This is a genomic window from Actinoallomurus sp. NBC_01490 (assembly GCF_036227085.1).
GTDB classification, from domain to species: domain Bacteria; phylum Actinomycetota; class Actinomycetes; order Streptosporangiales; family Streptosporangiaceae; genus Actinoallomurus; species Actinoallomurus oryzae.
Window position 1 is genome coordinate 7993102 of sequence record NZ_CP109433.1, and the last position, 23995, is coordinate 8017096.

Annotated in this window: 20 protein-coding genes and 1 pseudogene; 12 read left to right on the plus strand and 9 right to left on the minus strand. The window is 71.6% G+C overall.

Going from position 1 to position 23995, the window contains the following annotated elements; all coding sequences use genetic code 11:
* Window positions 1-110 precede the first annotated feature (110 nt).
* Complete coding sequence (gene pdhA, locus OG417_RS36805; protein WP_329238984.1) at window positions 111-1169, minus strand: pyruvate dehydrogenase (acetyl-transferring) E1 component subunit alpha; 1059 nt, start codon at window positions 1167-1169, stop codon at window positions 111-113.
* Between the two features lie 328 nt (window positions 1170-1497).
* Between pdhA and OG417_RS36810 the strand changes: the two genes are divergently transcribed.
* Both OG417_RS36810 and OG417_RS36815 read left to right on the plus strand, forming a co-directional pair.
* Entirely contained in the window at window positions 1498-2895 is a 1398-nt protein-coding gene (locus OG417_RS36810; RefSeq protein ID WP_329238987.1) for a selenium-binding family protein, read from the plus strand.
* 13 nt (window positions 2896-2908) lie between these two features.
* Window positions 2909-3550: a hypothetical protein gene (locus tag OG417_RS36815; protein ID WP_329238990.1), complete on the plus strand. Its 642-nt coding sequence runs from the start codon at window positions 2909-2911 to the stop codon at window positions 3548-3550.
* A 46-nt stretch (window positions 3551-3596) separates the two neighbouring features.
* Here the strand turns inward: OG417_RS36815 and mgrA are convergent, their stop codons facing one another.
* The gene (gene mgrA / locus OG417_RS36820) at window positions 3597-4622 is read right to left on the minus strand and encodes an L-glyceraldehyde 3-phosphate reductase (RefSeq protein ID WP_329238993.1); all 1026 of its coding nucleotides are present in this window, start codon (window positions 4620-4622) and stop codon (window positions 3597-3599) included.
* 47 nt (window positions 4623-4669) lie between these two features.
* Between mgrA and OG417_RS36825 the strand changes: the two genes are divergently transcribed.
* Complete coding sequence (locus tag OG417_RS36825; protein WP_329238997.1) at window positions 4670-5374, plus strand: Uma2 family endonuclease; 705 nt, start codon at window positions 4670-4672, stop codon at window positions 5372-5374.
* 1 nt (window position 5375) lies between these two features.
* Here the strand turns inward: OG417_RS36825 and OG417_RS36830 are convergent, their stop codons facing one another.
* Complete coding sequence (locus OG417_RS36830) at window positions 5376-6341, minus strand: LacI family DNA-binding transcriptional regulator (protein WP_329239000.1); 966 nt, start codon at window positions 6339-6341, stop codon at window positions 5376-5378.
* Window positions 6342-6418: 77 nt separating this feature from the next.
* Here OG417_RS36830 and OG417_RS36835 point away from each other — a divergent pair, with 77 nt between their 5' ends.
* The 4 genes from OG417_RS36835 (at window position 6419) to OG417_RS36850 (ending at window position 11603) form a co-directional block, all read left to right on the plus strand.
* Complete coding sequence (locus OG417_RS36835; RefSeq protein ID WP_329239003.1) at window positions 6419-7618, plus strand: MFS transporter; 1200 nt, start codon at window positions 6419-6421, stop codon at window positions 7616-7618.
* 145 nt (window positions 7619-7763) lie between these two features.
* On the plus strand, window positions 7764-9527 hold the full coding sequence (thiC, locus tag OG417_RS36840; RefSeq protein ID WP_329262840.1) for a phosphomethylpyrimidine synthase ThiC: 1764 nt from the start codon (window positions 7764-7766) through the stop codon (window positions 9525-9527).
* A 103-nt stretch (window positions 9528-9630) separates the two neighbouring features.
* Window positions 9631-10068 (plus strand): hypothetical protein, encoded by a 438-nt coding sequence (locus OG417_RS36845; protein ID WP_329239006.1) that lies wholly within the window; start codon window positions 9631-9633, stop codon window positions 10066-10068.
* A gap of 125 nt (window positions 10069-10193) precedes the next feature.
* Window positions 10194-11603 (plus strand): glycoside hydrolase family 47 protein, encoded by a 1410-nt coding sequence (locus tag OG417_RS36850; RefSeq protein ID WP_329239009.1) that lies wholly within the window; start codon window positions 10194-10196, stop codon window positions 11601-11603.
* A 264-nt stretch (window positions 11604-11867) separates the two neighbouring features.
* Here OG417_RS36850 and OG417_RS36855 read toward each other — a convergent pair whose 3' ends face one another.
* Window positions 11868-12737, minus strand: a complete 870-nt coding sequence (locus OG417_RS36855) for a hypothetical protein (RefSeq protein ID WP_329239012.1) — start codon at window positions 12735-12737, stop codon at window positions 11868-11870.
* 513 nt (window positions 12738-13250) lie between these two features.
* Between OG417_RS36855 and OG417_RS36860 the strand changes: the two genes are divergently transcribed.
* The 3 genes and pseudogenes from OG417_RS36860 to OG417_RS36870 all read left to right on the plus strand — a co-directional run bounded on the left by OG417_RS36860 (window position 13251) and on the right by OG417_RS36870 (window position 15137).
* Window positions 13251-14309 (plus strand): helix-turn-helix domain-containing protein, encoded by a 1059-nt coding sequence (locus OG417_RS36860; RefSeq protein ID WP_329239015.1) that lies wholly within the window; start codon window positions 13251-13253, stop codon window positions 14307-14309.
* Between the two features lie 80 nt (window positions 14310-14389).
* Window positions 14390-14569: pseudogene (locus tag OG417_RS36865) on the plus strand (glycoside hydrolase family 47 protein); the annotation flags it as partial.
* 13 nt (window positions 14570-14582) lie between these two features.
* Window positions 14583-15137, plus strand: a complete 555-nt coding sequence (locus OG417_RS36870) for a GNAT family N-acetyltransferase (protein WP_329239018.1) — start codon at window positions 14583-14585, stop codon at window positions 15135-15137.
* Window positions 15138-15333: 196 nt separating this feature from the next.
* On the opposite strand, the gene OG417_RS36875 is transcribed toward OG417_RS36870, so the two are convergent.
* A complete protein-coding gene (locus OG417_RS36875; protein WP_329239021.1) occupies window positions 15334-15807 on the minus strand; it encodes an RrF2 family transcriptional regulator in 474 nt (157 codons plus the stop codon).
* Window positions 15808-15890: 83 nt separating this feature from the next.
* Between OG417_RS36875 and OG417_RS36880 the strand changes: the two genes are divergently transcribed.
* Complete coding sequence (locus OG417_RS36880) at window positions 15891-16631, plus strand: SDR family oxidoreductase (RefSeq protein ID WP_329239025.1); 741 nt, start codon at window positions 15891-15893, stop codon at window positions 16629-16631.
* A gap of 370 nt (window positions 16632-17001) precedes the next feature.
* Here OG417_RS36880 and OG417_RS36885 read toward each other — a convergent pair whose 3' ends face one another.
* A complete protein-coding gene (locus OG417_RS36885; RefSeq protein WP_329239028.1) occupies window positions 17002-17544 on the minus strand; it encodes a DUF4352 domain-containing protein in 543 nt (180 codons plus the stop codon).
* Window positions 17545-18027: 483 nt separating this feature from the next.
* Here OG417_RS36885 and OG417_RS36890 point away from each other — a divergent pair, with 483 nt between their 5' ends.
* On the plus strand, window positions 18028-18228 hold the full coding sequence (locus OG417_RS36890) for a hypothetical protein (RefSeq protein ID WP_329239031.1): 201 nt from the start codon (window positions 18028-18030) through the stop codon (window positions 18226-18228).
* Between the two features lie 340 nt (window positions 18229-18568).
* On the opposite strand, the gene OG417_RS36895 is transcribed toward OG417_RS36890, so the two are convergent.
* Genes OG417_RS36895 through OG417_RS36905 form a run of 3 tightly spaced genes read right to left on the minus strand, consistent with a single transcriptional unit; the run spans window position 18569 to window position 23949 of the window.
* A complete protein-coding gene (locus OG417_RS36895) occupies window positions 18569-21535 on the minus strand; it encodes an SMC family ATPase (protein ID WP_329239034.1) in 2967 nt (988 codons plus the stop codon).
* Window positions 21532-22662 carry an exonuclease SbcCD subunit D gene (locus tag OG417_RS36900; RefSeq protein ID WP_329239037.1) on the minus strand — a complete coding sequence of 377 codons (1131 nt, stop codon included), beginning with the start codon at window positions 22660-22662 and terminating at the stop codon, window positions 21532-21534. The genes OG417_RS36895 and OG417_RS36900 overlap by 4 nt, the downstream gene beginning before the upstream one ends.
* A 39-nt stretch (window positions 22663-22701) precedes the next feature.
* A complete protein-coding gene (locus OG417_RS36905; protein ID WP_329239040.1) occupies window positions 22702-23949 on the minus strand; it encodes an MFS transporter in 1248 nt (415 codons plus the stop codon).
* Window positions 23950-23995 lie beyond the last annotated feature (46 nt).

Here is a 23995-nt window from a genome sequence, read left to right on the forward strand (position 1 = left end):
AAGCAAGAACCCACAGCGTGCGTACACCGAGGTCACCGAAAGGGTACCGAAGACGTCTCCCAGGGACCGCCCGGGGGCCCTCGCGCGTCGCGGAGGGGCCGGGCGGCCGCTCAGCCGGCGAAGCCGTCGAGGTACGCGGTGAACGCCGCGCACTCCTCGGCGAGCTGCTCGTGCACGCCCGCGTACACGTGCTCGAAGATCGCCTGCGGCTCCGGGTCGGGCAGCGCGCGGCAGTCGGCGCGCACCTGGCGGCCCAGCGCGTCGGCGTCGGCGTCGACGGACTCGAAGAAGTCGTCGCCGGCCAGCCGGTTCTTGGTGAGGTACGCCCGGACGCGCTCGATCGGATCCTTCAGCCGCCAGGCCTCCAGCTCGGCGCCGGTACGGTAGCGGGTCGGGTCGTCGGAGCTGGTGTGGGCGCTCATCCGGTACGTGAAGGCCTCGATCAACGTCGGCCCCTCGCCGTCGCGCGCCCGCTCCAGCGCGGCGCGCGTCACCGCCAGGCAGGCGAACACGTCGTTGCCGTCGACGCGCACGCCGGGAAAGCCGAACCCGAAGCCGCGCCGGTAGAGCGGCACGCGCGTCTGGGTCTCCAGCCGGGCGGAGATCGCCCACTGGTTGTTCTGGCAGAAGAAGACGACCGGGGCGTTCTGCGCGCCCGCCCACACGAACGCCTCGTTGACGTCGCCCTGGCTGCTCGCGCCGTCACCGAAGCAGGCGAGCACGGCCTCGTCGGCGCCGTCGCGCTGCACGCCCATGGCGTACCCGACCGCGTGGAGCGTCTGCGCGCCGATCACGATCGCGTAGAGGGCCATGCGGACCTTCTCGGCGTCCCACCCGCCGTGGTCGGTGCCGCGCCAGTTCTTCAGCAGCTCGCCGACCGTGACACCGCGCGCCATGGCGATGGCGTGCTCGCGGTAGCTGGGGAAGACGTAGTCGGTGGACGCCAGCGCGCGGGCGGCGCCGACCTGCGCGGCCTCCTGGCCGAGCAGCGGCGCCCAGAGCCCCAGCTCGCCCTGCCGTTGCAGGGCCATCGCCTCCGTGTCGAGCCGCCGCGCCAGCGACATGTCCCGGAAAAGCTCCTGGACCTGACCGGCGGTCAGATCCAGGGGGTAGTCGGGGTGGTCGAGTCGCTCGCCCTCCGGGGTGAGCAGCTGCACGAGCTCGGTCACGGGGCCTCCTTCGCCGGCCTCGCGGCCACGGTGCGGCGCCGTCCGGTCGCCTCGCTTCACCCGGTCGCGGGACGTCCTTCCGCGACCACGGTGCGGTGCCCTCTGGCTCTCTCGCTGCTCGATCACGTAGCCCGATTTTGCCAGCCCTCCGGTAGGCCCGGCATGTGTCCGGGTACAAACCGGAGGAACCATGACCTGTCCAGAACCGACAGATGCTCGGACCCCCTAGCATATTCCCTATTGATCAGATAGGGAATATGCATCAGGATGGCATTTGCCCTGGTCACCTCGCGGTATTCGAGATGCCGCCGTGCGAAGGAGTTGTGGCGTGGCCCTCTGGAAGCCCGACCCGACCTTCTACCCCTCCCCCCGCGACGCGGTCGCCGCGCCGCCGGAGTCCCTCGCGTACGTGGCCGCCTTCGACCGCGCGGCCGAGAAGCCCGACGCGATCGCGGTGATCGACGTCGACCCCGGATCCACGTCGTACGGCTCGGTGGTCGGCTGGACCGACCTGCCCTACACCGGGGACGAACTGCACCACTTCGGCTGGAACGCCTGCAGCAGCGCGCTGTGCCCGTACGCTCCGCACCCGCACATCGAACGTCGCTACCTGGTGGTCCCGGGGCTGCGCTCCTCGCGCGTGTACATCATCGACGTCAAGGACGACCCGACCAAGCCGGCGATCACCAAGATCCTCGAACCGGACGAGCTGGCCAAGCGGGCGGGCTACTCACGCCCGCACACGGTGCACTGCGGGCCGGAAGGTCTCTACCTGTCCGCGCTGGGCGGGGCCAACGGAGATGATGGACCGGGCGGCATCGCGCTGCTGGATCACACGTCCTTCGACGTGCTCGGGCGGTGGGAGGTCGACCGGGGCCCGCAGTACCTGGCGTACGACTTCTGGTGGCACATCGCGCACGACGTCGCGGTGACCTCCGAGTGGGGCACGCCGTCGATGATCGAGGACGGCGTCAACGCCGACCTGCTGCTCGGCCGCAAGTACGGGCACGCCCTGCACTTCTGGGACCTGCGTAAACGGCGTCACGTCCAGCGCGTCGACCTCGGCGACGAGCACCAGATGGTGCTGGAGCTGCGCCCGGCGCACGACCCGACCAAGACGTACGGCTTCGTCGGCGTCGTGGTCAGCGTGGAGGACCTGTCCGCCTCGGTCTGGGTCTGGTACCGCGAGGACGGGGAGTTCAAGGTCCGCAAGGTCATCACTATCCCCGCCGAAGCCGCTACGGCGGAGGACCTGCCGCCGGTGATCGCGCCGTTCGGGGCGGTGCCGCCGCTGGTCACCGACATCGACCTGTCCGTGGACGACCGCTACCTGTACGTCTCCTGCTGGGGCACGGGCGAGCTGAAGCGCTACGACGTGAGCGACCCGTTCCACCCGGTCGAGGCCGGGTCGGTACGGATCGGCGGCATCGTGAACCGCACGCCGCACCCGTCGGCACCGGACCGGCCGCTCGCCGGAGGCCCGCAGATGGTCGAGGTCAGCCGCGACGGCAAGCGGGTGTACGTCACCAACTCGCTGTACGGGGCATGGGACGACCAGTTCTACCCGGACGGCGTCGGAGCGTGGATGGCCAAGGTCGACTCGGGCGAGGACTTCGCCTTCGACCAGCGTTTCTTCCCCAACGGTGACGACTTCCGCGGCCTGCGGCCGCACCAGACCCGGCTCCAGGGTGGGGACGCGTCCTCGGACTCTTACTGCTACCCGTGAGCCGGGAGGGCCGATGAAGGACGGCTCGCTGATCGCGCTCGTGGCGCTGGGGGCCTTCCACGGCCTCAATCCGGGGATGGGGTGGCTGTTCGCGGTCGCCCGCGGGCTGCAGGAACGGTCGCGGGCACTCGTGCTCCAGTCGCTGCCGGCGATCGCCGCCGGGCACGCCGCGTCGGTGTTCGTCGTCGCCGCGGTCGTGACGCTGACCGGGTCGGTGCTGACCTCGCGCGTGGTCTCGATCGGCGGAGGGGTGGTGCTCGTCGGGTTCGGCCTGTGGCGGCTGCTGTCGAGCCGGCACTTCCGCTGGGTGGGCATGCGGCTGTCGCTGTGGCAGCTCGCCGGCTGGTCGTTCCTGATGTCGTCGGCGCACGGGGCGGGCCTGATGCTGCTGCCGGTGCTGACCCATGGTTCGGTGTCGGTCCCCCACGCCCACTCCCACGGGATGACCGGGGGCGCCGGCGACGCGGTGTCCGCGGCGATCTTCGTGACGATCGTGCACACGCTCGCGATGCTCGCCGTCGCGGGGACCATCGCCGTTCTCGTCTACGAGGTGGTGGGCCTGACCATCCTGCGGCGCGCCTGGTTCAACCTCGACCGGCTGTGGGCCGCCGCGCTGATCGCGGCGGGCGCGACCACGCTCCTCCTCGCGGCGTGAGGGGTGCCCGCCCCCGGCCGGATACGCCGGGGGCGGGCCGTTCGTTTCAGTGGCGGCTGGAGGCGGCCCAGAGGTTGATGCCCGCCTCGACCGCGTCGGCGTCGATGGCGGCGAGCTCCTCGTCGGCGAAGTCGAGGTTGTCCAGGGCGCCGAGGCTGTCCTCGAGCTGGGCGACGCTGCTGGCGCCGATCAGCGCCGAGGTGACCCGCGGGTCGCGCAGCGTCCAGGCGAGCGCCATCTGCGCGAGCGACTGGCCGCGCTCGCCGGCCATCGCGTTGAGCTTCCGGACGTGCGCGAGGGTCTCGTCGGTGAGCAGGTCGGGCGACAGCGACTTGCCCTGGCTGGCCCGCGACCCCTCGGGGACGCCGTTCAGGTACTTGTCGGTCAGCATGCCCTGGGCCAGCGGCGAGAAGGCGATGCAGCCCGCGCCCACCTGCTCCAGCGTGTCGAGCAGGCCGCCCTCGATCCAGCGGTTGAGCATGGAGTACGAGGGCTGGTGGATCAGCAGCGGGGTGCCCATGTCCTTGAGGATCGCCGCGGCCTCCTCCGTACGCTCCGGGGAGTAGGAGGAGATGCCGGCGTACAGCGCCTTGCCCGACCGTACGGCGTGGTCCAGGGCGCCCATCGTCTCCTCGAGGGGCGTTTCGGGGTCGAAACGGTGGCTGTAGAAGATGTCGACGTACTCGACGCCCATCCGCTTGAGCGACTGGTCGAGGCTCGCCAGGAGGTACTTGCGGGACCCCCACTCGCCGTACGGGCCGGGCCACATGTCGTAGCCCGCCTTCGTGGAGATGATCAGCTCATCCCGGTACGGGCGGAAGTCCTGGGCGAAGATCTGCCCGAAGTTCGTCTCGGCCGAGCCGTACGGCGGCCCGTAGTTGTTGGCGAGGTCGAAGTGGGTGACCCCGAGGTCGAACGCCCGGCGCAGGATGGCCCGCTGCGTCTCGATCGGCTTGTCGTCCCCGAAGTTGTGCCACAGCCCGAGGGAGATGGCGGGCAGCTTGAGCCCGCTCCGCCCGGTGCGGCGGTAGGAGATCTGGTCGTACCTGTTGTCGGCGGCCTCATAACTCATAACCCGCAGTCTGCCGTGCGGCCTGACCCACCAGAACGGCGAGGTCGGTGTACGACGCGGGAACGATGCCGCAAGATGGAAGGAGACAGAGAATCGTCACGGGAATAATCCGAATGAGCACGCATAGTGACGGAGACGTATCCAATATGCACGACGTGACCAGCGCACTGGAGTACTGGCCGTCTCCGCCACCTTGGGGATGGACCGCCGACGACATGGATCGTCTGCCCTTCGACGGGCCGAACGGCGAGCCAGGCTTCTTCGAACACGTCGAGCTCATCAGTGGAGCCCTCGTCTTCATGTCCCCCCAGAAACGTTTCCACGAGCGCGTCATCCATGGGCTGAGGGTCAGACTCAACGAACTGCTTCCCTCCCGGCTGTTCGCTCTCAGTCAGATGGACGTCAAGCTCAGCCACCGCACGCGCCCGTGCCCCGACGTCCTAGTGATCGACGCGTCCGCGGCAGAGGACGACGATCGGACCTTCTACACGCCGGAGGAGGTTCATCTGGTCGTCGAGGTGGTCTCACCCGAGTCGGAAGAGCGCGATCGGATGGACAAGCCGCCTAAATATGCAGCGGCGGGCATCGCGAATTTCTGGCGAGTCGAGGAGAACGACGGCAGGCCGGTCGTCTACGTGTACGAACTCGACCCGGCCACCAAGGCGTACACGCTCACCGGAATTCACCACGGCAAGCTGAGCGTCGCGGCGCCGGTCGAGATGACCGTCGACCTGGACGCGTTGCCGCGGTAGGTCAACGCGGTGGTGGGGCGGTGGAGCCGCGGACGATGAGTTCGCCGGGCAGGGAGACGTCCGGCGGTGCGTGGCCGTCGAGGCGTTCGAGGAGGGCGGCCATCGCCCGGGCGCCGAGGCGTTCGGCCGGGAGGCGGATGGTGGTCAGTTCCGGTTCGAGGGCGCCGGCGACGAGGATGTCGTCGAAGCCGGTGACCGACACGTCGCGCGGGACGTCCAGGCCGAGGTGGCGGGCGGCCTTGTAGGCACCGGCGGCGATCAGGTCGTCGTCGCAGACCACGGCCGTGGGCCGGTCCGGGCGGTCGAGCAGTGCCAGCGCGGCCTCGCGGGCGGCGGCCACGTCGATCGCGCAGTGTTCGCGGCCGGTCAGCGCGCCCGTCTCGGTGAGGACCTCGGCCCGCACGTGGAAGGTCCAGGTGTCGACGGCGGCGGCGAGGTGCCCGAGACGGCGGTGCCCGAGCCCGGCGAGGTGCCGGGTGATCGCCCGCATGCCGCCGGCCACGTCGAAGTTGACCGAGGGCGCCGGGTCGGCCGGGTCGTTGTCCAGGACGACGATCGGCACGTCGCCGAAGCCCGCGACGCCCCCGCCGAGCGAGGAGGCGAGCACGCCGTCGATGGCCTCGATGTCGACCGGGCTGCGCGCCGGGGTCGCGTCGTCGTCCCACGGGTGGACGACGATGCCGAAACCGCGGTCCCTGGCGACCCGGGCGGCGCCCGTGTAGACGGCGCCGAAGATCGGGCTGACCAGCGTGGGGACGACGAACAGCACCGTACGCGTGCGGCCGAGCCGCAAATTGCGCGCGGCGAGGTTGGGCCGGTAGCCCAGTCGGCGCGCCGCCTCGCGCACCGCCTGCCCGGTCTCCGGTTTGACCCGGCCCTCGGCCTTGCCGGCGAGCACGAGTGACACGGTCGACTGCGACACGCCCGCGACACGTGCCACGTCACGGCTGGTCGGTCTCTTGGACACCTGTCAACAGTAGAGCCACGCCGCCCGCCGTGATACGTATGACGTCAACGCATCCGTAATACGTATGACGGGAACCCATGCGCGCCTATCTCGACTTCCTGCGGCGGCCGTACGCCGCCCGCCTGCTCGGCGGCACGCTCCTCGGCCGGCTGCCCAACGGCATGGGCGCGCTGGCGATCGTGCTGTTCGCCCGCGCGCACGGCGGCGGCTACACGCTCGCGGGCGCCCTGTCGGCGCTGTACGGGCTGGCGATGGCGGCGGGCCAGCCGGTGATCGGCCGGGCGATGGACCGGTTCGGCCAGCCGCGCATCCTGACGGCGAGCGCGGTGGCGGCCGCCGCCGGGTTCGCGTCGCTCGCCGTGGCCGGACTGCGCCCGCTGCCGGTCGCGATCGCCGGGGTGCTGGTGGCCGGGTTCTTCACGCCACCGCTGGAGGCCGGGCTGCGGGCGCTGTGGCCGTCGGTGCTGCCCGGTGAGGCGGAGGTCCAGGCGGCGTACGCGCTGGACGCCGCCTCGCAGGAACTGCTGTTCACCTGCGGGCCGCTCATCGTCATCGCCGCCGCCACGCTCTCCGAGGAGGCGGCGGTGCTGCTCACCGGCCTGCTGGGCGTGGCCGGCACGCTCGTCGTGACCTCCTCCCGGCCCTCCCGCGCCTGGCGCGGCGAGGGCGGCGGCGGGCACTGGGCGGGGCCGCTGCGCTCTCCCGGCATCCGGGTGCTCATCGCCGCGCTGACCTTCGTCGGCGTCGCCCTCGGCGTGATCAGCGTCGCCGTCGTGACGTACGCGGACGCGCGCCACGTCTCGTACGCCTCGGGACTGCTGCTCGCGCTGATGGCGGGCGGCGCGTTCGCCGGCGGGGTGACGTACGGGGTGCGGCCCCGGCCCGGCCCGGCGTACCGGCGGCTCATCCTGCTGATGACGGGCCTGGCCGCGGGCTATCTGCCGCTGATGTGGGCGCCGCCGCTGCCGGTCATGGTGGTGCTGACCCCGCTCAGCGGCCTCTTCCTCGCCCCCGTGCTGGCGTGCACGTTCACGCTGGTGGACGGGCTCGCGCCGCGCGGGACGGTGACCGAGGCGTTCGCGTGGCTGGTGACGGCGTTCGGGGTGGGCAGCGCGGCGGGCTCGGCTCTCGCGGGCCTGGCGGGCGACGCGGCGGGGGTGCACGGGGCGTTCGCGGTCGCGGGCGCGGGCGGCGTCCTGGGTCTGCTGACCCTGATCACCGGTGGCCCGATCCGTCCGGACCCGTACCCGGCCGGCTCGACGGAATCCGCCTCCTGACGCGCCGGCGGATCCGGGTTATGTTGGACGGCGACAGCGGGAGCCCGGGCGGACCGGGCTGAGAGTGCGGCTTTCGCCCCGCGGGCGACGCGCCGCAGACCGAAGAACCTGACCCGGGTAATGCCGGCGTAGGGAGTGGTCCTTCATCGTGGACGGTTCTGTTTCGCACGCCCGCAAGACGTACCTGACCTCGGACAGCGGGCTCAAGGTGCCGATGCGGGCGATCTCATTGACCAATGGCGGATCGGTGCGGCTGTACGACACCTCCGGTCCGTACACCGACCCCTCGTACGAGGTCGACGTCGAGCGCGGGCTGCCCGCGTTGCGTTCCGCCTGGATCGCCCGGCGCGGCGACACGGCGGCCTACGAGGGACGGGCCGTACGCCCCGAGGACGACGGCCGCGCCGCCGGCCCGGCCCGTATGCCGTCCCGTGCTCCGGCACGGTCACCACGGCGGGCCACCGGCGGTGCGGTCACCCAGCGGGCGTACGCGCGACGCGGGGAGATCACCGCCGAGATGGAGTTCGTCGCGCTGCGCGAGGGGGTGGAGGCGTCCTTCGTCCGGGACGAGATCGCCGCCGGGCGGGCCGTGCTGCCCGCCAACGTCAACCACCCCGAGACGGAGCCGATGATCATCGGCCGGAACTTCCTGGTCAAGGTCAACGCCAACATCGGCAACTCCGCCGTCGGCTCTTCTTCCCGACCGGCCGGCCCCGACCGGCCCGACCTCCCCGCCTCCATCGCCGATGAGGTCGAGAAGATGACCTGGGCGACCCGGTGGGGCGCGGACACGATCATGGACCTGTCGACCGGGCCGGACATCCACGCCACCCGGGAGTGGATCCTGCGCAACTCCCCCGTCCCGGTCGGTACCGTCCCGATCTACCAGGCGTTGGAGAAGGTCGGGGGCGACCCGGCCGAGCTCACCTACGAGCTGTTCCGCGACACGGTCATCGAGCAGGCCGAACAGGGCGTCGACTACATGACGGTCCACGCGGCGGTGCTGCTGTCGTACGTGCCGCTGACCACACGGCGCAGGACCGGAATCGTCTCCCGTGGCGGCTCCATCATGGCCGCGTGGTGTCTGGCCCACCATCGGGAGAACTTCCTCTACACCAACGTCCGCGAGCTCTGCGAGATCTTCGCCGCGTACGACATCACCTGGTCGCTCGGCGACGGGTTGCGGCCGGGCTCGATCGCCGACGCCAATGACGAAGCCCAGTTCGCCGAGCTCAGGACCCAGGGAGAGCTCACGAAGATCGCCGCCTCGTACGACAACCAGGTGATGAACGAGGGGCCGGGGCATGTGCCGATGCACAAGATCAAGGCGAACGTCGACCTGCAACGGGAGCTCTGCGACGACGCGCCCTTCTACACTCTGGGCCCCCTGACCACCGACATCGCCCCCGGCTACGACCACATCACCTCGGCCGTCGGCGCGGCGATGATCGGTTGGTACGGCACGGCGATGCTCTGCTACGTCACGCCCAAGGAGCACCTCGGCCTGCCGGACCGGGACGACGTCAAGGCCGGGCTGATCGCCTACAAGATCGCCGCGCACGCGGCCGACCTGGCCAAGGGACACCCGGGCGCCCAGGCGTGGGACGACGCCCTGTCCGACGCGCGCTTCGAGTTCCGCTGGGAGGACCAGTTCAACCTGGCTCTGGACCCGGACACGGCGCGGGCGTTCCACGACGAGACCCTTCCCGCGGCTCCCGCCAAGACCGCCCACTTCTGCTCGATGTGCGGCCCCAAGTTCTGCGCCATGAAGATCAGCCAGGACGTGCGGCGCTACGCCGAGGAGCGCGGGCTCACCCAGGACGAGGCTCTGACCGCGGGGATGAGGGAGAAGTCGGACGAGTTCCACGCCGCCGGAGGCCGCATCTACCTCCCCATCCATCCCGACTAGACCGCTTCGGGAGGGGGCCCCGGGGTCGGGGTTTACGGTGCCTGCCACGGCGCGGCCGTACGACCGGGCCGCGCCGCCCCACCCGGCCCGAGGAGGCGCCCCGGTGAGCGAGACCGCTCGGATCCCTGACGGCAGGCCGCGGCGCATGCCCGCGAAGGTCAAGTTGGCGGCTGCGGGCCTGTGGTTCGAAACGGCCCTCTTCGTGGTCGCGGTGGCCGGCATGTTCATGGCCGCCCATGACCGGAGTTCCCACGGCCAGAGCGGCGCCGGGCAGATGGTCCTGGCCGGGCTGTTCCTCGTGCCGATCGCCGGGTTCTGGGGCGGGTGTGCCCTCGCCTCGGTGCTCCGCGCGTACTGGGTGCGGGTGGTGACGGTCTGCCTTCAGGCCTGCTTCGTGTTCGGCGGGCTCGTCGTGCTGGCCGTCGCCCTCGCGGTTCAGGACGCCGCCGGGGTCGTGGTCGCGGTCGTCTTCCTCGCCGTACCGGCCGCCATCATCGGACTGTCGTTCACATCGGACGCACGGGAGTGGTTCCGCCGCTGACACCGGCCGCTACGTCAACGGGGTGGTTCGATCTCGGCCGGGACCGGTCAGCCTCATCGCCAGGAGATCAACCGGGATGGTAGGACGACAACGTTGTCATGATCTCCTGACTCCGGCGGTGAGCGATGAGAGCCTCCATCCCCTTCACACGCAGAGCGTTCCTCGGCACCCTGACGGCGGCCGGTGGCCTGGCGGTCGCGGGCCTCCCGGCCGGTCCGGCGAGGGCGGCCGGGCACCACGACTGGCACAAGGTCGCCGACGACGTACGGGCCGAGCTGCGGCACGCCTGGGCCTCCTACCGGCGGTACGCGTGGGGGCACGACCAGTTGCTTCCGGTGAGCGGCGGGCACAGCGAGTTCTTCGACGCCGGGCATCCGGTCGGGCTGAGCATCGTCGAGGCGCTCGGCACGCTCTACTTCATGGGCCTGGACGACGAGCTCGCCGACGGGGTGCGGTGGGTGGGCGACCACCTGGACTTCGCCGGGGTCAACGCCGACGTCCAGGTCTTCGAGACCAACATCCGCATGGTCGGCGGGCTGCTGTCGGGCTACCTGTGCACGGGAGAGCGGGTCCTGCTCGAGCAGGCGCGGACGATCGCCGACATCCTCCTGCCCTGTTTCACCGAGTCGCCCACCGGCCTGCCGTACCGCCGGGTCAACCCGTCCACGGGGCACATCACCGGGAACGTCAACGTGCTCGCCGAGGTGGGCACGATCATCGCCGAGTTCGGCACGCTGTCGCGGCTGGTGCACGACTCCCGCTACTTCGACGCGGCGAAGAAGGCGCTGCGCGCGGTGTACGACCGGCGCTCCCCGCTCGACCTGGTCGGCACGGAGATCAACATCGAGACGGGCGCGTGGACGGACTCCAGCGCCCGCGTCGACCCGCCGGTGGACTCGTTCTTCGAGTATCTCTGGGACGGCTGGGACCTGTTCCGCGATCGCGAGATCAAGCACTGGTACGACACGCTGACCAGGGCCGTACTGCGGCACGAGGAGGAGCGCCTCGGCGGTGAGCTGTGGTTCCACCGAGCCGACATGACGACCGGCGCGGCCCTCGGGCGCGAGACGTCGGAGCTGACGAGCTTCTACGCCGGTCTGCTGGGCCAGAGCGGCCACCTGCGCGAGGGCGAGGCGTACCACTCGGCGTGGGCGTCGGTGCTGTCGTCGTACACGCTGCTGCCGGAGGGGTACGACTACGGCACGGGCAAGGCGACCGATCCGGGCAACCAGCTCCGGCCGGAGTACGTCGACGCGGCGTTCAACCTGTGGCTGCTGACCGGCAAGGAGCTCTACCGCGAGCGGGCGCATGACTACTACCTGCGGCAGAAGCGAGCCTCGCGGGTGGCGAACGGCTGGACGATCGCCACGGACGTCACCGCCTCACCGGTCAAGCTCGGCGACCTGACACCCGGGTACTGGTGGGCGGAGCAGATGAAGTACTGGTACCTGATGTTCGCCGACTGCCCGCGCTTCGATTACCGGCACAACTACCTGTCCACGGAGGGCGCGGTACTGCGTGGCATCAGGCGGTGAACGCCGAGAACCGTACCTGAGATGTCCGCGCGGGACGTCGCGGCACTGCCCCACGTCCGGCGCCGAGCCCGTTCGCGATAGCGCGGCGGGCTCTGGCCCGGCACCAGCCCGTTTCCGCGTACCGGCCGCCGGTGCCCGGCGAAGGTCACCGTTCCGTCGACCGCCGGACACGACAGACCAGAGACTCCCGTCCCGATGCCCACGGGACGGGGGTCTCTTTGCGTTCCGGCCGGGGGGACCAGCCGGAATCCCTCGCCTGCGGCATCACGGGCTGATCCCGGCATGGTCGGCGTCTTCGGTGCGATTCTGCTCCCGTTCACCGCTCTGTGCCGACGCCTCCCTGACGAAGGCCACAAGCACTCCAGGCACGAGGATCGCCGAGATGATGGTGATGGCCCACTTGTACGGCATCCGGCCCAACAGCCCCAAGGAACCGATCGCCGACTTGTCCTCCTTGTTCGTGCTGTGCGTAACGGCCACTGCGGTCGTGCCGATCGCATGCGCCCGGACGGTGATGCCCGGACCGGTCGTGTCACTCCAGTTCACCTTGAGGTCACCGGTCACGGTGCGAGCGCCGACCTTCCACGTGGAGCCTGGGCAGTCGGGGTTGCCCTCGATCTTTCCGTTCTGAGTCTTCCAGTAGCGGCACTTGTCGGACATGGTGACTATGACCGGCGTTCCATACCGAGACGTGTACCCGTCGGTTGTGGTGACGATCAAGCCGGTAGCGGCGGCGACCAGGGCCGGCGCCGCCAGGCCGATCACCAGCATGCACGCGGCGCGAACCGCCAAGCGGCACTCGTCCCATTCCGTCAAACAGCCGCCGGGAACGAGGATCGCCAGCCCCCCGAGAAGGACGGAGAACGGCAGCAGGTCCGCCCGGTCGGCGAAGACCGTCCCGAGCAACCCGGCCACGACCAGCACGCAACCGGCGATGAGCAGCACCATGGCCACGCCTTCGCCCGTGGAGCCACGCGGATATGTCCGCCAGTAAAGACTCACCGCGACGCCGTAGGAGACCACGGCGAACACCAGACCGATCACCTGCGCGGCGGCGCCGATGTGATGCGTCGCCATGAGGACGCCGATCACCGCCACGGCGCACAACATATTCCTTTTGGTTTCGTACTCCATCACTTAACTCCTGCAATTGACTTTTCGAACCGGACGACGAGCCGCGCACCTGGCCGTGGTCGTCGCCGGGTGCTACGCCGTGCCGAAATCCCCGCCGGAGAAGTGCCAGACCGTATAGACCTGATAGCCGTCCGACCTGGCGTCGCAGGTCCAGCCATGGTTCGAGGAGTACGTCATGTGGCCTCGGTCAAGGCCGTGGTAGTTCGGCGCCGGCCTTCGCACGGTGTCGCTCGCGTCGGCCCGCGGTGCCGATGAGTCCAGCGGTTCCGAGGGCCGCGACCGCGGCTGTTGCTGCGAGGCGACGAATGGACCTGATGTGTTCCCCTCCCCGGCGGCCCGGGCCTTCCGGACCGCGATTGCGGAATCCCGTCGATAACCGAGTGTGGCCGCAGGAGCCGACCGGGTCTTTGCCCACACGTGCAGACGGGTTGACGGTGCGTGCGCGCCGCGTCATGGTGGGCTGGGCAGCGAGATTCGACGCGGTGGATGCGCCGTCGGGGGTCCTTTATGGCGATGGTCGTACGCACGGCGGACGTACCCACCTCCGACCGGTTGGATTTGTGGCACGACAGGGTGTGTCACACGCTGGTGCCGCTGAAAATGACCGCGGAGGCCACCAACGGCTACAGCGGGGAACTCGTACATCACGACCTGGGCGTTGCGCAGTTGTTGGACAAGACCGCGTGGCCGTTGCTGGTCGAACGCACGCCGCGGCTGATTCGCGCCTCGGACCCCGGGCTGTACAAGATCGAGTTGCAGCTTCGTGGTGCGAGTGTGCTCAGTCAGGGTGAGCGCGAGGCCCTGCTCGGGCCCGGACAGGCCGCCGTGGTCGACACCGGCCGGCCGTATCGAATGGCCGCCGGCTACCCGGAACCGGCGGTGGCCGGAGATGCCGCGCCCGTGAGCGCATTGCCGCGGCTGATGACCTTGATCCTGCCGCAAGCACTGCTGCCGCGGCCGGTCGACGAAATGCTGGCCGTGACCGCGACCGACATAGCACGGCAGCTTCCAACGGGCGAACTCATCGCTGCGACCCTGGCCCAACTGGCCCGCAGCGCCGCCACCGGAGACGAGGCCACCGCGGCCCGCTTGGTGCCTGTCGTAGTGGACCTGTTCGCGGTCGGCCTGGCCGGGCTCCGTGACCGCGCGGCGACACTGAGCGTGGAGTCCCGTCAGCGGGCACTGATGGCGCGTATCGAGGCGTTCATTGAGACTCACCTGCCCGATCCGGGCCTCTCACCGGACACGATCGCCGTTGCCCACCACATCTCGCTACGTTCGCTGCACCACCTGTTCGCCACCCACGCCGCCACCACGGTGGCCGCCCACATCCGCGACCGTCGGCTAGAGCGCTGCCGCCGCAGCCTGATAGACCCCCTCCACAAGCACCGACCGGTCGCCGCGATCGCCACCGATTGGGGATTCACCAGCCTCGCCCACTTCACACGCATCTTCCACGCCGCCTACGGCCTACCCCCGGCCGCCTACCGACGACACCAAGAAAACGGGGCTGTACCGCTTTCCGGCGTAACTCCTGATCAAGCAGGTGCTGGAGTCGGCGGTGGAAGGTGAGATCACGATCACCTCGGCTGTGACAAGCACGGCCCGGCCGGCAAGGACAGAGCCGACTCCCGCAACGGACGAACGGCTGGACGATCGCCAAGGACGTCACCACCTCACCGGTCGAGCCCGGCGACCTGACTCCCGGGTGCTGGTGGGCGGAGCAGATGAAGTACTGGTACCTGATGTGCGCCGACAGCCGGCGGTTCGACTACGAGGACAACTACCTGTCGACGGAGGGCGCGGTGCTACGCGGCGTCATCCGGCACTGAACGGCCGGAGACCGTGACCGAACCGCTCGAGTCACCAAGGCTGGTCCGGCCGACGACGGCCGTACGCGAGTCGTTCCTGGCCGGTGAACGCGCCGACTGCCTGCTGGAAGGAAGATCCACCGAGTGGCTCGACGCGGCCGGCGAGGACTTCCACGCCTTCGTGGCGGAGCGGCGCGGAGTCCAGGTCCGCTGGGACGTACCGTGCACGACCTTCTGGTACGTCTCAGGAGAGCAGTACCTCGGCACGCTCATCGTCCGACATCGCCTGACGCCGGAACTTGCCGAGGTAGGCGGCCACGTCGGCTATCACGTCGTCGCCCCGTGGCGGCGACGAGGTCACGCGACGAGGATGCTCGCGGCCGGGCTGGTGGAGTGTGCGCGCCTCGGCATCAGCCGGGCCCTCCTCACCTGTGCCCGTCACAACGAGGCGTCACGCCGGGTGATCCTCGCCAACGGCGGGGTGCCCGACCGTCCGGCCCGCGGCGAGGATCGCTTCTGGATCGCCCTCGACGGCCGTCCTGGCGCCGGTGAAGCGGAAGACGGGCGGGACGGCGCGCCCGAACGATGATCGGAACAGGCTTCCACCGAACCCGGGCCGTACCGCGACGCGGATGGTGGAGCGTGCACGGCTCACGGTCCTGATCTCGCGGCAGGGCCGTGGGCCGGGTACGGCCCGAGCGTCCGACAGCGCCCTCGGCTGCCGGGAGGTCGCTCCCGGCGGAAGCCCGGGCCGATTCCTCGCACTGCCGCGTGGGTACCTCGGGTCATGTTGTGCCCGCCATGCGCCGGCGGGTGCGGGCGGGTACGGAGGAGGGTAGTGCGGCGAGGATGTCGGCGAGCGAGGTCGCGGCGAGGCTGCGCCGCCAGGCTTCGTGGGCCTCGCCCATCTTCTCGGCGAGGATGCAGGTGTTCCGGCAGTCCTCGGGGGGCAGCGCCCCTCGCCCCTGCTGGCGGATCTCGCGACACTCGTAGGGCGAGGACGCGCCGTCGACCGCCTCGACGATCTGCAGGAGCGTGATCTCGGCGGCAGGACGGGCCAGCCGGAACCCGCCCCGGGGGCCCGTCGTCGCCGTCAGCACGCCGCTCCTGACGAGCGCCTGGAGTTGCTTGGCCAGGTAGGCCGCCGGCAGGTCGAAGTACTGCGCGAGCTGGGCCGCCGACGCGGTGGCGCCCGGGTCGAGCTGTGCCAGCGTCGTGGCGCAGTGCAGGAGCCATTCGGTGCTCACGGGCAGCTTCATGATCCCGATCCTATCGCAGATATTGCGGATCCTTTTAGTCCGAGATAGCGTCGGACCTCCTACGAGAGACGAGGAGAATCATCATGCGGATCGCCGTCGCCGGCGCGACCGGGAACATCGGAACCCTCACCATCGCCGCCCTCCAGCGGGACGGCCACGATGTCGTACGCATCAGCCGCTCGCTCGGCATCGACCTGGTGACCGGCGACGGCCTCGACGCGGCCCTGGCCGGCGTCGAGGCCGTCATCGACGTCACGAGCTCCAACGCGACCGACCCCGCCGAGACGGTGGCCTTCTTCGGCGGCGCCACGCGGAACCTGCTCGCCGCCGAGGAGCGCGCCGGGGTGGGTCACCACGTCCTGCTGTCGATCGCCGGGCTCCATCGCGTCAAGGGAAACGCGCACTACTTCGGCAAGCGGGAGCAGGAGCGCCTGGTCGCCGCGGGGCCGGTGCCGTGGACGATCGTTCCGGCCACGCAGTTCCACGACTTCGCCGCGATGGTGGCGAGCTGGACCGAGCAGGACGGCGTGACCACGATCCCGCCGCTGCTCCTCCAGCCGATCGCGCCCGCGGACGTCGCCGACATCCTCGCCGAGGTCGCCACGGGCACTCCGCAGGGGAGTTATCGCGACATCGCCGGGCCCGAGCCCCAGGACCTGGTGGACATGGCCCGGCGCACCTACCAGGCGCGCGGCCGCACGGTGAAGGTCGTGCCGACCTGGTCCGGGATGTTCGGCCAGGACATGGCGGGCGACACCCTCCTGCCCGGAGAGGGCGCCCGCATCGCGCCGACCACCTTCGACGAGTGGCTCGCGACACTCTGACCAGGGCAGGTGCCGGTGGTACGACCGCAGGCCGTAGCGCATGGCGCACCTGCGTCCTCGCTCCTGGTGACTCCGCGATGCGTCCCGGTTCGGCCAGAACGTGTCGCTCGCCATGACGTGCGGACATGCTCACGGAGTGCGCTCGCGAGCCGCGTTGCACGGCATCACCGAAATGGCGATCGCATCGCCGGCGCCGGGCGGACTTGGACCAACGCGGATTCGCCAGTCGTTCACGTGCTCGGTGCAGCGGAACCATGGCCGGTGGCGGCTGGTGGCGTTGACCGGTCTGAACAACTGACGGAACTACGGCGTCGGCCTCGGCCGGCGGAACGCGGGCTGGGCCCACTCGATCGCCGCAGCGAGCCGGTGGTCAGCCGAACGCGGGCAGGGTCACACGCGCTCCGCCCGACGACGCGGTGGCGTGGACCTCGATGGCCGCCGACGTCGCGCGTTTCGGTACGTCGAACACCAGGATGAGCGACCCGGCGGCACCCGGCCTCCCCGGCAGGGAGAGCGCCGCCGTGTCACCGGCGTTGACGGTGGCGTCGTGGTCGACCGCGTACCTCTTGCCACCGGCGCGGAGGAACTGATCGGCCGGGTCCACGTGCTGTGGGCGGCCGACGCGGTTGGTGACGCTCACGCGAACGTTCACGAACTTGCCGGTCGGGGCCCTCTCCCCCGCCACGCCCTGGGAGATGGCGGTGGTGTCGACGTAGGCCACGCGGAACGCCAGGTCGCCGTCGGTCACGGTCGTCCCGGCCGGCCGGGTCGGCGGGGTCGCGGTCCACCGGTGGATCACCGTCCAGCCGACGCCGACGAGGACGGCGACCAGGGCCAGCCCCAGCAGAATGAGGAACCCGACCAACAGCGGATTCGCCCGCCGCGTCGGCGTGTCGAATGCCTGGGAAATCATGGGCGTCTCCAGAGTGGGGCGGGCGCCCCAGGGGACGACCCGACGCGCGGCCATGCGAGCGCCAGCATAGAAGGTGACAGGTGGCCGCAGACGTAATTCCGCCTCACCGACGAAACGGCAACCGGGAATGTGACGACGGGGCTCGATGCGGCGGGCCGGGTAAGCCGCCCCGAGCCGGTCACCACCTCACATTCAGTCGACCGGATTTGGTATCGACGGCCGAGGCCGAGCCGCTACGGCCTTTCGGCGAGGCAAAACCGAACCTGGCGACGGAGAGGGTGCGGTGCTGCACGGCGTCATCAGGCGGTGACCAGGGCACGCGAACGCTGGAGTTCCGGGAGAAGTCCTGCGCTGATCTCGGGCATCCGCGCTTCGAAGAAGGCCACCGGCCGGCATGTGACACGGCTCATTGAAGAGTCTCGTCAGGTGCACACCCAGGCGTCGAGCGATTCGTAGGCCGGCGCGGCATTCCGGGAATTCGGCATGTCTCTCGGGCCGCAGCAAGTCCTGGAGGCCGACAACGTCGTCGTCATCGTCAGCGGTAGCAGGAAGCGGGCGCTCGCCGACGAGCTCCTCTCCTACAAAGCCGTCACGCCCGAATTTCCGCTCTCGATCATCCATGAGCCGTCCGTGCGTCAGCGGGTGCGGATCTTCGCCACTCCGGATACCGGAATTCGACTCTGACCTGCGTGTGAAAGGCGCGCGAGCCTGTAGCACGCGCGGGCGTGCCGCCGGCCGCGAATACGCGGCCAGACACCGACGAGCGACGAGCGACGAGCGACGGTAGCACCCTCGCCGCCGACCGGATCCGGCCGGTACGAGCGGAGCCGGGCTGCGGCCGGCCGCGCGTCGGAGGTGGCGCGCTGCCGACTCGCTGATCCCCCGGCGGTGCGATACCGCGCGACGTCATCCGACACTGGCCTCCCGGGTCTGCTTGCCCGCGGAACGCCACCGCGCGACGTCATCCGACACTGGCCTCCCGGGTCTGCTTGCCCGCGGAACGTCGGTTGAGGCCGTGGCCCGGTCAGGTCGTGACGGTCAGGGTGGAGCCGGTGCGGGTCTTGGCGACGCGGAGCTGGGCCGGGATGCGGGTGCGGAGTTCGGCGACGTGGCTGACGATGCCGACCGCGCGGCCGCCGTCGCGGAGGCCGTCGAGGACCGCCATGACCTCGTCCAGGGTGTCCTCGTCCAGGGTGCCGAAGCCCTCGTCGACGAACAGGGTGCCGATCTCGGTGCCGCCCGCCTCGGCGGTGACCACGTCCGCCAGGCCCAGGGCCAGGGACAGGGACGTGATGAACGTCTCGCCGCCCGACAGGGTGCCCGGCTCGCGGTGGCGGCCGGTCCAGCCGTCGATGACGCGCAGGCCCAGGCCGCCGGTGCCGTGGCCCCGGGAGCCGGCCGCCTTGTCGACCGTGTGCTCCAGGGCGTAGCGCGCGCCCGACATGCGGGCGAGGCGTTCGTTCGCGGCGGCGACGACCTGTTCGAGCCTGGCGGCCAGGACGTAGGCCGACAGTCGCATGCGGGTGCGGTTCGCGGTCGGGTCGCCGGATGTCAGGGCGGCGACGCGTGCGGCCAGGGAGTGGTGTTCGGCGGCCGGGCGCCATTCGGCGGCGCGAGCGTGCAGCTCGCCGGCCAGCGTCACCAGCCGGGACCGGCGGTCCGCGAAACGGTCGCGGGCCGAGGCTACGGACTGGTGGTGCTCCTCCGCCGTGCGGAGCGCGGACTCCAGGGCGGCCAGGTCGGGCGGTGGCTCCGCCGCGGCGGCGCGCAGCGACGGGTCGTCGAGCAGCGCGGCGACCCGCGCCTCCTCGTCGTCGTAGGCCTTCACTCGACGTGCCAGCTCCTGGCGGGCGGTGTCGTCCAGGGCGGCGGCGCGGGCGGCCTCGGCGGAGTCGAAGCCCTCGGCCGCCGCGGCCGCCGACGCCTCGTCGGACGCCGTCTCGGCCTCCTCGGCGGCGGCGCGCAGCTGTTCGGTGGCCGCGGCCGTGTCACGCAGCAGGGCGGCCTCGTGATCAAGCCGCCGGATGCGCGCCTCCAGCGTCGGGTCGTCGCCGCGCGCGGCGTCGATGCGGGCACGCAGGCGGCCGGCCTCCGCGGTGAGCGTGGTGCGCTGCGTCTGGAGTGCGGCCAGCGCGGTCTGGACCTCGCCGTGCCGGTCGCGGGCCTCTTCGAACTCGGCGTCGACGTGCCGCAGCTCGTCCTCGATGCGGGCGATGTCGGCCTCGGCGCCCGCCAGCCCGGTCAGGTCGTCCTCGGCCGCCGCCAGCGCGCTCGCCAGCTCCGGCTCGGGCGAGGAGCCGGCCCTGTCGCGGGCGGCGTCCAGCTCGGCGGCCAGCCGTGTCACCGTGTTGCCGGTCTCCTCGCGCCGGGCCAGCGCCGCGTCGTACGCGGCGGCGGCCTCCGCCTCGGCCTCCTCGCCGGGCCCGTCGGCCTCGGCGTGGGCCGGTGACGGGTGCGACGCGGATCCGCAGACCCGGCACGGCTCGCCCTCCGCCAGCTCCTTGGCCAGGGACGCCGCCATGCCCTCCAGCCGGGCCTGCCGGATCTCCTGGACGACGTCGCGGGCGGCCTGGGCCTCGTCGACGGCCGCGCGGTGGGCGGCCTCGGCCTCGGCGAGCGAGGCCGCGAGGGCGTCGCGCCGCCGCGCGGCCTCCAGCCGCGCGGTGGCCTCGGCGACCGCCGCGTCGGCCGCGGGCAGGGCGGCGGCACGGGTGCGGGCCTGGTCGAGCTGGGCGCGCAGGAGGTCGCGGTGGACCGGCGAGTCGGTCAGGAAGAGCGCCAGCTCCGCCTCGCGGGTCTCCAGGTCGTCGGCCTCGTCGGCGAGCGTGCGCAGCTCGGCGCCGATCGCGGTCAGCCGGGTCTCGTCCTCCCGCCGCTGGGCCAGCTCGACCAGCTCGTCGCGGCGGGCGCGTTCTTCCTTGCGCATGAGGTCGGCGTCGGCGTCGTCGGGCAGCAGTCCGCCGAGCTCGGCGCGGCGGCGCGTGACGACGGCCGCCACCTCGTCGCGCCGGGCGGCGCGCGCGGCGGCGGTCTGGAGCCGCGGCAGCACCCGTCCGGCGCGCTCGGCCGCCCGCAGGCGGCCGGTCAGCCCGGTGCGCTCGTCCGCCCGCGCGGCCAGCTCGGCCGAACGCCGGAGCGCGTCGGCGTGCCGCTCCTGCCGGTCGGCGACGGCGCGGGCGTCGTCCAGGAGCGTACGGGCGGCGTCGCGCGCGGCACCGGCCCCGGCGGCACCGGCCGCCGTCACCGCGGCGAAGTCGGCGGCGTGGCCCGACAGCTCGATCGCCCAGGCCGCCAGGGCGGGCGGCGTCAGCTCGGGGCGTGCGGCACCGGCCGCCTCGGCGGCCCGGTCGGCGACCGACTCGGCCGCCAGGCGCAGCTCGTCGGCCGCGCGCCCGCTCTCGCGGCGGCGCTCGGCCAGCCACGCCTCGACCTGGGCGAACACCTCGGTGGCGAACAGCTTTTCCAGCACGGCCCGGCGGTCTTCGGCCCCGGCGCGAAGGAAGGCCGCGAAGTCGCCCTGCGGCAGCAGCACCACCTGGCAGAACTGCTCCGCCGACATGCCCAGCAGGTCGGTGACGAGCTGGCCGGCCTCGTCGAACCGGGTCGACCAGGTCTCCCAGGCGCCGCCACGCCACTCCTGGAGCAGGACCTTGGCCTTCTCCTCGGTGGTGCCCTGGCCGCGGCGTTTCGGGCGTTCCCACTTGGGCGACCGGGTGACCTTGAAGCGCCGCCCGCGGATGGTCACGTCGAGGACGACCTCGGGCGCCCGGTCGGGCGGGGCGTGCTGGCTGCGCAGGTCCTTGGCGTCGTTGCGGACGCTCGGCACCCGGCCGTACAGGGCGAAGCAGACCGCGTCGAGCACGCTCGTCTTGCCCGCGCCGGTCGGGCCGTTGATCAGGAACAGCCCGGCGTCCGACAGCGCCTCGAAGTCGACCGTCTCGGTGCCCGCGTACGGGCCGAAGGCGGTGATGGTCAGCGCGTGCAGTCTCATCGCGCCGCCTCCGCCCGCCGGCAGCACTCGAACGCCTCGCCGAGCAGGTCGCGCTCGGCGTCGTCGGCGGGCGCGCCGCGCACCTCGCGGACGAAGTCATAGGCGATGTCGAGGTCGGAACGGTCGCGGATGCGCTCGGCCCACGGGCGGCCGTCGTCGGCCGGGCCGCCCTCGGGCTCGAAGGCCAGCGCCAGCGTGTGCGGGAACCGCCGCCGCAGCCGCTCCATCGCCCCGGCGGGCCGCCCGGGGTCGGTCAGGGTGATCTGGAGCCAGTGGTCCTCATACGGCGCCCAGCGCTCGCCCGACAGCAGGTCGTCGATCCGCCCGCTGATGCGCGCGGCCCGGCGCGGCACGGGCGCCTCCACGAACTCGGCGGTCACCGTGGAGCCGAGATCGACCAGCCAGGCGCCCTTGACGTGGTGCTCCTCGGAGAAGGAGTAGGCCAGCGGCGAGCCGGAGTAGCGCACGGTGTCGGACATGCGCTGGCGTCCGTGCAGGTGGCCGAGGGCGACGTAGTCGACGCCCTCGAACACGCTCAGCGGCACGCTCGCGACGCCGCCGACGGAGATGTCGCGCTCGCTGTCGCTGGCCTCTCCCCCGGTGACGAACGCGTGCGCGAGCACCACGGAGCGGCCGTCGCGTGTCGCGAGGTCGGCGCGGACGCGCCGCATCGCCTCGGTCAGCGCGGCGGTGTGGCCGCGCTCGGGCAGGTCCCACGCGCTGCGGACGACCTCGGGCTCGAGGTAGGGGATGCCGTAGACGGCCGTGCCGTCGGCGAGCAGCACCGGCTCGCCGACCCGCCGCGGATCGGCGAGCACGTGGACGCCGGAGGCGGACATCAGCCCGGCGCCGAACCCGAGCCGCTGGGCGGAGTCGTGGTTGCCGCTGATGACGATGACCCGCACCTTTTCGGCCGCCAGCCGCTTCAGCGCCTCGTCGCACAGGGCGACGGCGTCGACGGGCGGCAGCGCGCGGTCGTACAGGTCGCCCGACATCAGGACGGCGTCGACGCCCTCCGCGCGCACGGTCTCGACCAGGTGGTCGACGAACCGTGCCTGGGCGCCCAGCATGTCCTCCCGGTGGAAGGACCGGCCCAGGTGCCAGTCGGAGGTGTGCAGCAACCGCATGAGGCCGGAAGCTAACAGGCCCCACCGACAACATCGCTCTCACACGCCGCCTGATACCGCTTTGACATCTTTCGCGGTCGCCGAGGGCGCCGCCTTCGCGCGGCGCGCCCTACGGCCTGTCGTCACGAGGGCGACGGCCACGGCCAGCGCGAGCGTGCCGGACACGGCGATCTGCACCCGGTAGTCGAGGACGGCCACCATCGCCGTGCCCAGGAGGAGCGCGAGGCCGGTCGGCGCGTACATCAGCGTGTTCGCACCGGCCGCGACCCGGCCGAGCAGCGCGCCCGGCACCTCCCGCTGCACCGCGGTCAGCGCCGCGATCAGCGGGCAGGGCAGGCCCAGGCCGATCAGCAGGCTGCCGCCGAGCACGACCGGAAGGTACGGAACCACGCGGGCGAGCACGCCGGCCGCGAAGAGCGCGAGCCCCGCCGCCGCGAAGGCGTGCTCGGAGGAGCGGCGCATCAGCGCCCCGGCCGACAGCCCGCCGATGACCGAACCCGCCCCCTGCACCGAGGTGAGCACGCCCGCGACGGCCGGGGGGCGGTGGAGCCCCACGTCGAGCAGTGCGTACGTGGCCGTGCTGCTCAACCCCGACAGCACGAGGGCGGCACCGCCCGCGAGCGGCAGCGCGCGCAGGATCGGATGCCGCCACAGGTGACGGACGCCCTCCACGGTCTCGGCGACCCACGACCCTCGCGGGGCGGGCGCGCTCTCGCGCACCCGGAGCAGCCGGAACGCCAGGGCGGCCAGCACGAAGGTGACCGCGTCGACCAGCGCCACCACGGGCCCGCCGAACGCGGCGAACAGGCCCGCCCCGGCCAGCGGCGCGACCAGCTTCATGCTCTCGATCGCCGTCCTCACCAGGCCGTTGAAGTCGCCGCGCAACTCGGCCGGCAGCGCCGCCGCCACCAGCGCCGTCTCGGCCGCGTCGATGAGCACGGCGCCCACGCCGACCACGGTCAGCACGGCGAACAGCAGCCAGATCCGCCCGGCCGAACGCACGGCGAGCGGCGCGGTCATGACGACGGCCAGGGTCAGGTTCACGGCGACCAGCAGCGTGCGGCGGCGCACCCGGTCCGCCAGCGTGCCGATCGCGGGTCCGGCGAAGGCGGGCAGCCACATGCAGAACCCGACGAGCGCGGCGAGTGCGTTCGAGCCGGTGAGTGTCCTGACCCAGATGCCGGCGGCCAGCGACATGGCCGAGTCGCCGAACCCCGAGACGATCACGCCGCCCAGGTACAGGCCCGCGTTGCGGTCCCGCAGCACCCGTGCCGTGCCCCAGCCCATGCCTCTCCCCTGTGTCCGCCCGACAACCTACCCCCAATCATTCGAT

Coding starts and splice junctions, on each gene's coding strand:
- OG417_RS36815 (WP_329238990.1), top strand. CDS start 2,909: ATGAAGGACGGCTCGCTGATCGCGCTCGTGGCGCTGGGGGCCTTCCAC.
- mgrA (WP_329238993.1), bottom strand. CDS start 4,622: ATGAGTTATGAGGCCGCCGACAACAGGTACGACCAGATCTCCTACCGC.
- OG417_RS36835 (WP_329239003.1), top strand. CDS start 6,419: ATGCGCGCCTATCTCGACTTCCTGCGGCGGCCGTACGCCGCCCGCCTG.
- OG417_RS36850 (WP_329239009.1), top strand. CDS start 10,194: ATGAGAGCCTCCATCCCCTTCACACGCAGAGCGTTCCTCGGCACCCTG.
- OG417_RS36855 (WP_329239012.1), bottom strand. CDS start 12,737: ATGGAGTACGAAACCAAAAGGAATATGTTGTGCGCCGTGGCGGTGATC.
- OG417_RS36860 (WP_329239015.1), top strand. CDS start 13,251: ATGGTCGTACGCACGGCGGACGTACCCACCTCCGACCGGTTGGATTTG.
- OG417_RS36875 (WP_329239021.1), bottom strand. CDS start 15,807: ATGAAGCTGCCCGTGAGCACCGAATGGCTCCTGCACTGCGCCACGACG.
- OG417_RS36880 (WP_329239025.1), top strand. CDS start 15,891: ATGCGGATCGCCGTCGCCGGCGCGACCGGGAACATCGGAACCCTCACC.
- OG417_RS36885 (WP_329239028.1), bottom strand. CDS start 17,544: ATGATTTCCCAGGCATTCGACACGCCGACGCGGCGGGCGAATCCGCTG.
- OG417_RS36890 (WP_329239031.1), top strand. CDS start 18,028: ATGTCTCTCGGGCCGCAGCAAGTCCTGGAGGCCGACAACGTCGTCGTC.
- OG417_RS36895 (WP_329239034.1), bottom strand. CDS start 21,535: ATGAGACTGCACGCGCTGACCATCACCGCCTTCGGCCCGTACGCGGGC.
- OG417_RS36900 (WP_329239037.1), bottom strand. CDS start 22,662: ATGCGGTTGCTGCACACCTCCGACTGGCACCTGGGCCGGTCCTTCCAC.
- OG417_RS36905 (WP_329239040.1), bottom strand. CDS start 23,949: ATGGGCTGGGGCACGGCACGGGTGCTGCGGGACCGCAACGCGGGCCTG.